This window comes from Glutamicibacter uratoxydans, assembly GCF_006539925.1.
GTDB lineage: Bacteria > Actinomycetota > Actinomycetes > Actinomycetales > Micrococcaceae > Glutamicibacter > Glutamicibacter uratoxydans.
The window spans coordinates 60985-72466 of the sequence record NZ_BJNY01000012.1 but is presented as its reverse complement, the minus strand read 5'-3'; the positions used below and the strand labels follow the sequence as shown (position 1 = coordinate 72466).

Annotated in this window: 11 protein-coding genes; 4 read left to right on the top strand and 7 right to left on the bottom strand. The window is 62.1% G+C overall.

The features are described from left to right. Nucleotides 1-19: 19 nt before the first annotated feature. Nucleotides 20-1237 carry an MFS transporter gene (locus AUR04nite_RS11370; RefSeq protein ID WP_218024679.1) on the bottom strand — a complete coding sequence of 406 codons (1218 nt, stop codon included), beginning with the start codon at nucleotides 1235-1237 and terminating at the stop codon, nucleotides 20-22. A 141-nt stretch (nucleotides 1238-1378) separates the two neighbouring features. On the opposite strand from AUR04nite_RS11370, the gene AUR04nite_RS11365 reads away from it, so the two are divergent. Further along, on the top strand, nucleotides 1379-2287 hold the full coding sequence (locus AUR04nite_RS11365) for a helix-turn-helix transcriptional regulator (protein WP_141365073.1): 909 nt from the start codon (nucleotides 1379-1381) through the stop codon (nucleotides 2285-2287). A 47-nt stretch (nucleotides 2288-2334) separates the two neighbouring features. Here AUR04nite_RS11365 and AUR04nite_RS11360 read toward each other — a convergent pair whose 3' ends face one another. The 4 genes from AUR04nite_RS11360 to AUR04nite_RS11345 are packed head-to-tail and all read right to left on the bottom strand — an operon-like array spanning nucleotide 2335 to nucleotide 5893. Continuing rightward, the gene (locus AUR04nite_RS11360; RefSeq protein WP_141365072.1) at nucleotides 2335-2592 is read right to left on the bottom strand and encodes a hypothetical protein; all 258 of its coding nucleotides are present in this window, start codon (nucleotides 2590-2592) and stop codon (nucleotides 2335-2337) included. Nucleotides 2593-2625: 33 nt separating this feature from the next. Further along, nucleotides 2626-3312 carry a deoxyribose-phosphate aldolase gene (deoC, locus tag AUR04nite_RS11355; protein WP_141365070.1) on the bottom strand — a complete coding sequence of 229 codons (687 nt, stop codon included), beginning with the start codon at nucleotides 3310-3312 and terminating at the stop codon, nucleotides 2626-2628. A 19-nt stretch (nucleotides 3313-3331) separates the two neighbouring features. After that, nucleotides 3332-5047 carry a phospho-sugar mutase gene (locus AUR04nite_RS11350; RefSeq protein WP_141365068.1) on the bottom strand — a complete coding sequence of 572 codons (1716 nt, stop codon included), beginning with the start codon at nucleotides 5045-5047 and terminating at the stop codon, nucleotides 3332-3334. A 45-nt stretch (nucleotides 5048-5092) separates the two neighbouring features. After that, nucleotides 5093-5893 carry a purine-nucleoside phosphorylase gene (locus AUR04nite_RS11345; protein WP_174787877.1) on the bottom strand — a complete coding sequence of 267 codons (801 nt, stop codon included), beginning with the start codon at nucleotides 5891-5893 and terminating at the stop codon, nucleotides 5093-5095. Nucleotides 5894-6017: 124 nt separating this feature from the next. Here AUR04nite_RS11345 and AUR04nite_RS11340 point away from each other — a divergent pair, with 124 nt between their 5' ends. Both AUR04nite_RS11340 and AUR04nite_RS11335 read left to right on the top strand, forming a co-directional pair. Continuing rightward, a complete protein-coding gene (locus tag AUR04nite_RS11340) occupies nucleotides 6018-7430 on the top strand; it encodes an NAD(P)H-quinone dehydrogenase (protein WP_141365066.1) in 1413 nt (470 codons plus the stop codon). 242 nt (nucleotides 7431-7672) lie between these two features. Then, nucleotides 7673-9061, top strand: coding sequence for an MFS transporter (locus AUR04nite_RS11335; protein WP_141365064.1), 1389 nt, complete (start codon nucleotides 7673-7675; stop codon nucleotides 9059-9061). An 80-nt stretch (nucleotides 9062-9141) separates the two neighbouring features. Here AUR04nite_RS11335 and AUR04nite_RS11330 read toward each other — a convergent pair whose 3' ends face one another. After that, the gene (locus AUR04nite_RS11330) at nucleotides 9142-9936 is read right to left on the bottom strand and encodes an SDR family NAD(P)-dependent oxidoreductase (protein ID WP_141365231.1); all 795 of its coding nucleotides are present in this window, start codon (nucleotides 9934-9936) and stop codon (nucleotides 9142-9144) included. Between the two features lie 189 nt (nucleotides 9937-10125). Here AUR04nite_RS11330 and AUR04nite_RS11325 point away from each other — a divergent pair, with 189 nt between their 5' ends. Next, nucleotides 10126-10866 (top strand): SDR family oxidoreductase, encoded by a 741-nt coding sequence (locus tag AUR04nite_RS11325; protein WP_141365062.1) that lies wholly within the window; start codon nucleotides 10126-10128, stop codon nucleotides 10864-10866. Here the strand turns inward: AUR04nite_RS11325 and AUR04nite_RS11320 are convergent. Continuing rightward, nucleotides 10856-11353, bottom strand: coding sequence for a hypothetical protein (locus AUR04nite_RS11320; RefSeq protein ID WP_141365060.1), 498 nt, complete (start codon nucleotides 11351-11353; stop codon nucleotides 10856-10858). The two genes, AUR04nite_RS11325 and AUR04nite_RS11320, sit on opposite strands and share 11 nt — an antisense overlap. Nucleotides 11354-11482 lie beyond the last annotated feature (129 nt).

The following is an 11482-nucleotide window of genomic DNA, read 5'->3' as shown; positions in this document are numbered from 1 at the left end:
GGGTCGTGGTGGGAAAAGTCTACGATGCAGTAGCAGCGCTGGTATGAGGTTTGGCAAGAAAAGTGGCGGGGATCAACGTCAGGGCAGCGACCGCCATGCCGAGCAGGACTGGCCCCTGAGCCCCGAAGCAGGTGTCCAGCATCTTGCCGCCGAAGAATGAAGCTGCCATGGTTCCGAGGTTGAATGCCGCGACGCTGAGCGACGAGCCCAGAGCAGGAGCCTGTTGCGAGTACCGCAGCGCCAGCGAGATCAGCACCGGATTGGCGCTGAGTCCGCTCAGACCGAGTAGTCCGATGGAGGCGACGAGTAGGACTGGACTGGAGGAGCTGACATAGATCAGGCCCAACAGCAGTGTGCTCGCGACCGGTACCAGAATTGTCAGCAGGTGCGGGTGCCGATCGCCGATTCGGCCGCCGAGGATCGCGCCGATAAATGAACCTGTGCCGAAGGCTGCAAGGATCCACGGAACCGCCGCCGGGCTGAAACTGGCTGACTGGGTGAGCATGGGCGCGATGTAGGAATAGGCTGCCAGGACGCCGCCGGTGGTCGTTGCACAGGCAGCGAGAACCAGCCATAGCCGCGGGGAGCGCAGGCCCGCAACTTCGGAGCGCAGGGAGAACTGGCTGTGATCATTGTTTTGGGTGGGAATGCATGTGCCAATGACCCCTGCAACTAGCAGCGCCAAGAAGCCCAAGGCCACAAATGTTCCCCGCCATCCGGTGACCTGTGCGAAGAATGCGCCGATGGGCACGCCGAGCACCGTGGCAAGCATACCGCCGGCAGTGATGATGCCCAGCGCCCTCGAAGCGGACCCTGCAGGGGCGAGCCTTGCAGCGACAACACTGGCAACGGACCAGAAAGCTCCGGTTGCCAGAGCGGTCAAGAACCTCGCGCCCAGCAGCAGCGCAAGACTGCTGCTCAGGGCGACCGCTACATGCCCGGCTGAAAATACCAGCAGTGCCAGAATCAGCGTGAGCTTGTTGGGCAGCTTGATCGTCAGCATTGCCATAAGCGGTGATCCGATGACCATTCCCGCTGCGAAGACGGTGATCAGCGAACCGGCTGCGGGCAGTGAGATGTCCAAGTCTGCCGCGATCTGTGGGAGCATCCCGGCGATGATGAATTCGGTCGTCAGCATCAGGAAGGTGCCCAGCGCCAGGATATATATCGACAGCGGCAGCTTTGATGATGCAGACACCGCTTTCAGTGATGTTTCTTGGGTGTTCGTTTGACTCAAGTGGGCCATTCTTCTTTCGGAGGAAGCGTGAATTTCTGTCGATTTCAAGTACACAGAAGTTCAGCTGTTCGAAGAAGGCCCAGGTTATAGGGGTACAAATTCTGCCCCCATAATTCACGCTGACTGGTTTACCGTTGAACTATGAACGACTCCGGCGACATGCGTGCTGACATCAAGGAATTCCTGACCAGCAGGAGGGCGCGCATCAGCCCCTCGCAGGTAGGGCTCCCCGAAAGCAGCCGCAGAAGGGTCCCGGGCCTGCGCCGCGAAGAGGTAGCGGTTCTCGCTGGCGTCAGCCCCGAGTGGTACACCCGGTTGGAAAAGGGAAACATTGCCGGCGTCTCCGAGGAGGTGCTGTCAGCGGTGGCTACGGCGCTGCAGCTGACCGACGAGGAACGCAGCTATCTGTGGGAGCTTGCCAGTTCTGCCCGTGGCACCTATCGCAAAGCCGCGAAGCGAAAGCCGCAACAGGTACCGTCTGCTCAAATGCAGTGGCTGCTTGATTCCATGACCGGCGCCGCCGGGTTCGTCAGGAACGGTAGGTTGGATGTCATTGCCGCCAACGATTTGGGTAGAGCATTGCACCAGCCGATGTTCGAGAGTGCAACGACCAGGGAACACGGACATGCCAATTTTGCCCGGTATCATTTCCTGGATCCCGCGTCCCGCGACTTCTTCATTGATTGGGAGGGTGGAGCGCATGCAACCGCCGCACTGCTGAGGGTAGAAGCCAGCCGAGAACCACACGATGCGTCACTGCGCGAGTTGATTGGTGAATTATCAACGATGAGTGCCGAATTCCGTGATCTGTGGGCCAAACACAACATTAGGTTCGTCCACGAAGGGGCCAAGCGGCTGAATCATCCAGTAGTCGGCCCGATCGAACTCTACTACCAGACCTTGACCACACCGAGCCAGCCGCGGTCATCACTCGAGTTCACTACGTACACAGCCCAGCCGGGAAGCACCTCGGCTGAGAAGCTGGCGCTATTGGCCAGCTGGGCCAAGAGCGAAAGCCAGCGACAGCAAGAGCCCAAGACACACGGTTAAATGGTGATGGGCGGGCCCAAAGGCCCGCCCATCACAGTAAAGCGATATTACTTCTGGAATTCCGAAGCAGCTTCAACGATCTCGTTGGCGCTCTCGCTGCGGCGCAGCAGGTGCATTGGCACCGCGAAAGCGATCAGAACCAGCGCGAAGCAAGCCAGAGTTGGAATCCATGCGTTCTCGAAAGTCCAGAAGGACAGTGCGTAGAGCGAGCCGCAGAAAGCGACGAAGAAGATCACGAACGTGACGATGTTGCCTACCAGACGACCTTCACCGGAGTGGGCCGTATTCTTGCCGTTCGAGTACACTTTTTCTCCTTGTTGAACTCTTGGTGCGGCGGCTTAGTAGCCGGAACCGCCTTGCTCTCCTTCTAGGATAGCAACTCCTGAGCTAGAACCTAGACGGGTTGCGCCTGCGGCAATCATTGCGCGGGCAGTTTCGAGGCTGCGCACGCCGCCCGAAGCCTTGACTCCCATCTCCGGACCGACAGTCTTGCGCATCAGTGCGACGTCTTCGACGGTGGCGCCGCCGGTGGAGAAGCCGGTGGAGGTCTTCACAAAGTCGGCGCCCGCCGCCTTGGCAGCCTCGCACGCGAGCACCTTGGCATCCTCGGTGAGCAGGCAGGTTTCGATGATGACCTTCAGGATCGCGCCGCCCTCGTGGGCGGCCTGGGCGATGGCGAAGATCTCATTGACCAGTGCATCGCGGTCACCGCGCAGGGCGGCGGCCACGTCGATCACCATGTCGATCTCGTTGGCTCCATCGGCAACCGCATGCTTGGTCTCGAAGACCTTCACGTCCGTGGCTGAGGCGCCCAGCGGGAAGCCGATGACCGAGCAGGTCAAAACATTCGACTCTTCCAGTTCGCGGGCCACGGTGGAAACCCACAGCGGGTTCACGCATACGGACTTGAACTCGTACTTCTTTGCTTCTTCGCAGATCTTCACGATCTGTTCGCGCGAGGCGTTCTGCGCCAGCAGGGTGTGGTCAATGTAGCCGGCGATGTCGCGGGCTGAAAGTTCACTCATGGTCTTCCTTCTGAGTTTCTTATTCGGCGTTCAGGTATTCGGAGAGCTGTTCCTTGATCCACACGATCTGCTCATTGGCGATGCGGCGGGAGTTGGCCAGCTCGGAGGGCTCATTGACCGGTTCAATGGTTTCCAGGTAGCACTTCAACTTCGGCTCGGTGCCCGACGGGCGGATGATCACCCGGTCTCCGGAGAAGGTGTGCAGCACCACCGCGTCGGTGGCGGGCAGCCTTTCGGAGCCCTTGGCCAGGTCGGTGAGCTCGCTGATGGCCGAGCCTCCCAGATGCACCGGGGGATCGGTGCGGACCTTGTCCATCAGCACGGCGATCTTCGACAGGTCGGTGAAGCGCAGCGAGAGCTGGTCGGTCAGGTGCACGCCGTGCTTGATGGCCAGTTCATCGAGGCGTTCGGTGATGCTGGAGCCCTGCGCCTTCAGCGAGGCGGCCAGGTCGGCGAGCATCAGGCCGGCGGAAATGCCGTCCTTGTCTCGGACCAGTTCGGGGGCCACGCAGTAGCCCAAGGCTTCCTCATAGCCGAAGCCGAGGTTCTCCACCCGGGAGATCCACTTGAAACCGGTCAGGGTTTCTTCGTGCTCGCGTCCAGCATCCTTGGCAATGGATGCCAGCATGCGCGAGGAGACGATCGAATTGGCAAGGACCCTGCCCTCGGGCAGGGTACGGGCCAGGTGGTCGCCCAGCAGCCAGCCCACCTCGTCGCCGCGCAGCATCCGCCACTCGCCGTTGTCCTTGATGGCGGCGCCGCAGCGGTCGGCATCCGGGTCGTTGGCGATCACCAGGTCGGCGCCCACGGCGCGGGCCAGGGTCAGCGACAGGTCGATGGCGCCTGGTTCTTCCGGGTTCGGGAACTTCACCGTCGGGAAGTCCGGGTCCGGATCCTCCTGCTCGGAAACCATGTGCACGTCGCTGAAACCGGCGTCCAGCAGCGCCTGCTTCATGGTGTGCCCGCCCACGCCGTGCATGGCGGTGACCACCAGGCGCAGCTGCTCGCGTTCTGCGCCCTGCTCATCGATGACAGGGTGGATAGCGGCCAGGTATTCGGCCTCGATGTCGCCTTCTTCTCCAGCGCCGGGCAGCACGCTCCAGCCGGAAATTGACCGCGGGATCGCGCCGATGTTCTCGTCGGGGTCGATCAGCACGGAGATCATGGCGTCGATGGGGGAGACGATCTGGGCGCCGCGGCCGGTGTCTTGGGCCACGCGCCCGCCCACGTAGACCTTGTAGCCGTTGTCCTTGGGCGGATTGTGGCTGGCGGTGACCATGATGCCTGCCTCCGCCTCGAAGCGGCGCACAGCCCAGGCGAGGACCGGGGTGGGAAGGGCCGCGGGCATCAGCAGCACCTCGAAACCGGCGGCGTGGAAGACCGCGGCGGAATCGCGGGCGAAGACATCCGAGTTGTACCGTGCGTCGTAGCCGATGACCACGCGCGGCTGGTACTTGCCGTTGGCTTCCGCGGTCAGGAAGCGGGCGATGCCGCGGGCGGTGCGCAGCACCACTATGCGGTTCATCCGCATCGGGCCGGCGCCGAGTTCTGCGCGCAGGCCTGCGGTGCCGAATTCAAGCACGCCGCTGAAGCGGTCGTCCAGCTCTGCGATGGCCACCTCGTCGCCGTCCTGTGCGCGGACGATCAGCGCCCCGAGCTCTTCCTGGGTTGCCGCATCCGGGTCCTGCTCGGCCCAGTTCACTGCCTGTGCCAGCAGCTGCTTAGTTTCCTTCACGCTTCCTTCTCCTGTAAAAAATCTGTGCTGGTATCCATCGCCTGCCTAGAGCTTGGCGATGATCTGGGCCAGCAGCTTGGAGATGCGCGGGCCTGCTGCCTGGCCTGCCTCGATGACCTCTTCATGGCTCAGCGGCACCGGGCTGATGCCGGCGGCGAGGTTGGTCACCAGGGACATGCCGAAGATTTCCATGCCAGCATGGCGGGCGGCGATGGCTTCCAGCGCGGTGGACATGCCCACCAGGTCGGCGCCGATGCGCTTGGCCATCTGCACCTCGGCAGGGGTCTCGTAGTGCGGGCCGGTGAACTGCGCATAGACGCCCTCATCCAGGCTCGGGTCGACCTCGCGGGCGATCGCGCGGATGCGCGAGGAATACAGGTCGGTCAAATCAACGAAGGTGGCGCCTTCCAGCGGGGAGGCGGCGGTGAGGTTGATGTGGTCGGAGATCATCACCGGGGTGCCGGCGCTCCAGTTCTCGTTCAAGCCTCCGCAGCCGTTGGTCAGCACCAGCTGGGTGCAGCCTGCCGCGGCGGCGGCGCGGATGCCATGGACGACGGCGCGCACGCCGTGGCCCTCGTAGAAGTGGGTGCGGGCGCCGAGCACCAACACGCGCTTTCCGGTGGAGGTCAGGATCGAGGAGATGCTGCCCTTGTGGCCGGGAACTGCCGACGCGTGGAAGCCGGGGATTTCGGTGGCGTCCAGGACGTGGGTGGTCTCGCCAACCAGTTCGGCGGCGGCGCCCCAGCCGGAGCCGAGGACCAGTGCGATGTCGTGCTTGGCTACGCCGGTGCGCTCGGCAATTACCTTGGCAGCAGCGGCTGCGAGGGTCTGTGGGTCATTATGCATATCAGTCACCCAAATTACGGTACAGCGCGTTAAGCGCTTTGTCAGGCGATTGACCGTGGGCACAACAAAAATCACGTTGCTTAGTGCACATGATGATGTGCGCAATGCACATGCATCATGGACAATGGATAACGTGAGCGCAGAACGTAAAAATGAAGCAACCCGGTTAGTTATTCTCGGCGGCGGCCCCGGCGGCTATGAAGCTGCCATGGGCGCAGCTCAGCTCGGTGCCAGCGTCACGGTGGTGGAGCGTGCAGGCATGGGCGGTTCAGCGGTGCTGACCGACGTTGTGCCCTCCAAGACCCTGATCGCCACGGCGGATGCCGTGCGCCGCGTGAAGCAGGCCGAGGCATTCGGCGTCCACGTGGACGGTCTGGACTCGGCTGTCACCGACTTCTCAGTGGTCAACCACCGTTTGCTTGATCTTGCCAAGGAGCAGTCGGCGGATATCCGCACCGGACTGGAGCGCGCAGGCGTGCGCATCCTGATCGGCGAAGGCCGCCTGGTGGACAACAACACGGTTGCCGTCACCCACCCGGACGGCTCCGAACAGAACATCGATGCGGACGCGATCCTGCTGGCAGTGGGCGCCCACCCGCGCGAGCTGCCCACCGCAAAGCCGGATGGAGAGCGCATCTTCAACTGGACCCAGATCTACAACATGAACGAGGTGCCCGAGCACCTGATCGTGATCGGTTCCGGCGTCACCGGCGCCGAGTTCGCCTCCGCCTACAACCTGCTTGGCGCCAAGGTGACCTTGGTCTCCTCGCGCGACCGCGTGCTCCCCGGGGAGGATGCGGATGCGGCCGGCGTACTTGAAGACGTCTTCAAGGAGAACGGCGTGAACGTCGTGGCGCAGGCCCGCGCAGAAGGCGTGGAGCGCAAGGGCGACAAGGTCTACGTCACCCTGGCCGACGGCCGGGTGCTGGAAGGCAGCCACTGCCTGGTGGCCGTGGGCTCCATCCCGAACACCGCAGGCATCGGCTTGGAAGAAGCCGGCGTCCAGCTCACCGATTCGGGGCACATCAAGGTGGACGGCGTCTCGCGCACCACCGTCACCAACATCTACGCCGCAGGCGACTGCACCGGCGTCTTCGCGCTGGCCTCCGTGGCTGCCATGCAGGGCCGCATCGCCGTGGCCCACCTTTTGGGCGACTCGGTCAAGCCGCTGAACCTAGACCGCGTAGCCTCCAACATCTTCACCTCGCCGGAGATCGCCACCGTGGGCGTCAGCCAGCGGGCAGTGGCCGAAGGCAAGTACCAGGCAAACATCATCAAGGTGGACCTGAACTCCAACGCCCGCGCCAAGATGATGAACGTCGAGCAGGGCTTCGTGAAGATCGTTTCGCGCAAGGGCTCCGGCACCGTCATCGGCGGCGTCGTGGTGGCTCCGCGCGCCAGTGAACTGATCTACTCGTTGGCACTGGCAGTGCAGAATGCGCTGCATGTGGACGACGTGGCGGAGACCTTTACCGTGTACCCGTCGCTGTCCGGTTCGCTGGCCGAAGCCGCACGCCGCCTGCACCGCCACGGCTAGGGCACGCCGAAGAACTTTGCGCAGTTAAGCGCATCCAGGGGCGCCTCTTGCTGATTTTTGATCAGCAGGAGGCGCCCCTTTTGTCGTTAATTGACGGTGTCCGGGACGAACGATAGTCATAATGTCCAAATTGTGGACACGAGTATCCAAATGCTGGTCATCCGGGTTTAGGATTATTTCATTCACGTCAGCCCCGGCATCAGGGGCGGTCACTCGTTAGCCATCAAAGGAGACGCACCCCCATGTCTCAGTCGACAGCCAAGGTAGCGCCAAAGGAAAACACCCGCGGTCGCGTACTCTTCGCCAGCATGATCGGAACAACTGTCGAATTCTTCGACTTCTACGCCTACGCCACAGCGTCGGTGCTGGTGTTCCCTGCTCTGTTCTTCCCGAACGCAAGCAATATCAACGCCATCCTTTCCTCCTTCGCCATTTTCGGCGTCGCCTTCCTTGCCCGCCCGCTGGGCTCGATCATCTTCGGGCACTACGGAGACAAGCTGGGGCGCAAGGGGACCCTTGTTGCCTCCCTGCTGCTGATGGGTATTTCAACCTTCTTGATCGGCTTCCTGCCGCCGGCCCAGGGATTCTGGACGGTCATGGCACCGCTGGCCTTGGTGCTGCTGCGCTTCGCCCAGGGCCTGGCCCTTGGCGGCGAGTGGTCTGGCGCCGCGCTGCTGGCAACTGAGAACGCTCCGAAGAACCGCCGTGCCGTCTACGGAACCTTCCCGCAGCTGGGTGCACCGGTCGGCTTCATCATTGCCAACCTGCTCTTCGTAGGCCTGCAGACTTACCTGACCCAGGAGCAGTTCATGGCCTGGGGCTGGCGCATCCCGTTCTTCTTCTCTGCAGTCATGGTGGTCATCGGCCTGTGGGTCCGCCTGAAGCTGGTTGAATCTCTGTCCTTCCAGAAGGTCCTTGCGCAGAACAAGGTCGTGAAGTCTCCGTTCGCGGTGACCATCAAGCGCCACTGGCGCCCGACCTTGGCTGGCACCTTCATCATGCTGGCCACCTACGTGCTGTTCTACCTGATGACTTCCTTCACCCTGACCTACGGAACCGCGCCAGCCTCTGCGGAGGTAGCCCGTGCGGCGGCAGAAGCCAAGGGCAAGGCCTTCGACGCGGCGGCGTTCGTCCCGGGCCTGGGCATCGACCGCCCGGTCTTCTTGACCATGCTGATCATCGGCGTTGTCTTCTTCGGCATCTTCACCGTGGTCTCCGGCCCGTTGGCTGAAAAGTTCGGACGCCGCAAGTTCCTGATCTGGGTCACTGCCGGCATCTTGGTCTTCGGCGCCACCTGGACCTTGTTCTTCGGCCCGGGCCAAGCAGCCGCCATGGTCGGCCTGATTGTGGGCTTCACGCTCATGGGCCTGACCTTCGGCCCGATGGCCGCCTACCTGCCAGAGCTCTTCCCGTCCAATGTCCGCTACACCGGTTCTGCCGTGGCCTACAACCTGTCATCGGTCATCGGCGCGGCGCCAGCTTCCTTCGTGGCCATTGCGCTCTGGAACGCCGGCGGCGGCAACACCCTGGGCGTCGGCATCTACCTGGCCGTCGCAGCGGTGTTGACCTTGGTGGCCCTGTTCCTGACCCGCGACACCAGCGATGTAGATCTTGAGAACTTCGTCGACTAGCTGATCGAAGTACTGCTCGATAACAGCGATGGCCGTGCACCTCTGGCAAGGGGAGCACGGCCATCGCTGTTTTCTGCGTGCTAGGGAAGGATGGAATCTACGTAGCCGCCGTCGACGCGCAGTGCGCCGCCGGTGGTTGCAGAGGCTAGGTCCGAGGCAAGATAGGCGACCATGTTGGCAATCTCCACCGGTTCGATCAGGCGCTGGATAAGCGACTGCGGGCGGTGCAGCTTCATGAACTCGCGCTGCGCCTGCTCCCATGGCAGGTCCTTGCTGACCAGCTGATAGACGAAGTCTTCGACGCCAGGGGTATGGGTGGGGCCAGCAATGACTGAATTGACGGTGACGCCGGTGCCCGCGGCTGCCTTGGCGAAACCGCGCGAAACGCCCAGCAGTGCGGTCTTGGAAACTCCGTAGTGGATCATCTCTGCCGGGATCACCGTGGCTGAGTCGCTGGCGATATTCAAGATGCGGCCCCAGCCGCGCTCCTGCATACCGGGCAGAAGCAGCCGGGTCAGGCGCACTGCTGAGAGCACATTGACCTCAAAGTAGCGCAGCCACTGATCGTCGCTGATTTCCAATGGCTCGGCGGCCCCGAAGATCCCGAGGTTGTTGACGAGGATGTCCACGGCTCCGGCCTGTTCAACCAGTGCCGCTGCGCCCTCGGCGGTCGTGACGTCCGCTGCGATGCCGTGGAGCTTTCGCTTCGGTGTTTCTGCCAGCATCGCGTCAACTGCCTTGCCGACGCTGCCCTCCGAACGTCCATTGATGATGACAGTGGCCCCTGCATCGGCCAGATTGCTGGCGATGGCAAATCCGATGCCGGCTGTAGATCCAGTGACGATAGCGGTTTTTCCGGTCAGATCAATCTGCAGCATTCATGCCTCCTTGTGTGTGCGCTTCTCACGCCAGCCTAAGCCACTGGTTCGGCAAGGGATAGGCATGTACCGTTGGCAGATCCTGAAAACCCGCGGTGAAGACACGGGCGAGCCCTTACCTGGCGCGTGCGAACGTGCAAGCATTGGCACTAGACACGGCCATGGATTCAAGGGGAGGGCAGCGCAGTGCGCATCGCAGTTGCAGGCGGAACCGGAGTGATTGGAAAACAGGTTGTCCAGGCGGTGGAGGACGCAGGGCATGAGGCGCTGATCTTGTCCCGGTCTGCGGGCTGCGACCTGACCAATGAGAACTCCGTGCGCCAATGGCTGGTCGACTGCCAGGCAGTCATTGACGTCTCTGGCTCCTCAACCACCAGCGTGTCGAGTTCGATGAAGTATTTCAGCCAGTCGACAGCGAACCTGCTCATTGTCGGACGGGAAATCGGGGTACAGAACCATGTTGCGCTTTCCATCGTCGGCGCCGCGGCCATCGACTCCGGATACTACGCCGGCAAGGCGGTGCAAGAACGGATGCTGCGAGTGCTGCCCGGCGGCTACACCCTGCTGCGGACTACCCAGTTCCATGAGTTCGTCGGCCAGAATATCGGACGCTTGTCTGCCGGGCCGATCCAGGTGGCTCCGAAGATGCGCCTGCAACCGGTAGCTGGAAGCGAAGTTGCGCAAGCGTTGGCGCAATTGGCCGGGCAGCCTGCGGCGGGAATTGTCCAGGATCTTGCGGGTCCGCAGGAAGAATGGATGCCGGATCTCTTTGCGCAGTATCTGGCTAAGCAGGGGCAGTCGCCGAAGATCGTAGAAGTCCCTTTGCCGGGAGCTATGGGCAAGGCCATGCGGGAAGGGGGAATCCTTCCGGATTCAAACGCGCGGCTGGCAGCAGAAACCTATACGGATTGGCTAGCTAAGCAGTAGCCGCTGCCGGGGGAACCTGAGGATCCCGCTTGTGGAGCAGGGCGGCAATGGTTGCACCGGCTGCGGGGAGCAAGGCGAGGGCGCTTGCCAGATACATCGGCCATTCATACTCGAAGGCTGCATCGGGATACCAGTCGTAGAAGGTGTCGCCGACGGAATTAAGATTACCGAACGCCGCAAAGAAATAAGCCGGCGCTCCCAAGAAGAGAATTCCAGCCCAGAACAGCAGCAGCGTATGCCCTCGGTAATTCTTGCGGCCCAGAATTGCCAGCAGGCTCCATGCCACAGCCAGAAGTACGCCTATCGCCGCAAACCCAAATCCGTCCAATTTGCTGTAGTTCTGACCGGCAGCCCTCAGTTCTGCGATGGCAGTTTCAATGGGGACGCCACTGGCGGCGGCCACCGCGAAGTCATTGATCACGAACATGCCGTACAGGCTGTAGGCGATGATGATCGCCGTACCGGAAAGAATCAAAACGTAGCGCATGGGTTGAGTCTATAGAGGCAGCGGCAGATACTGTGCAAGGCTGGCTGTGCCAAGCAAAACAGAAATTGGACTGCGGGATGACCACTATTCTTTTATGGAGTCAAAAGGACATGAAGCCGAAGGTGGGTT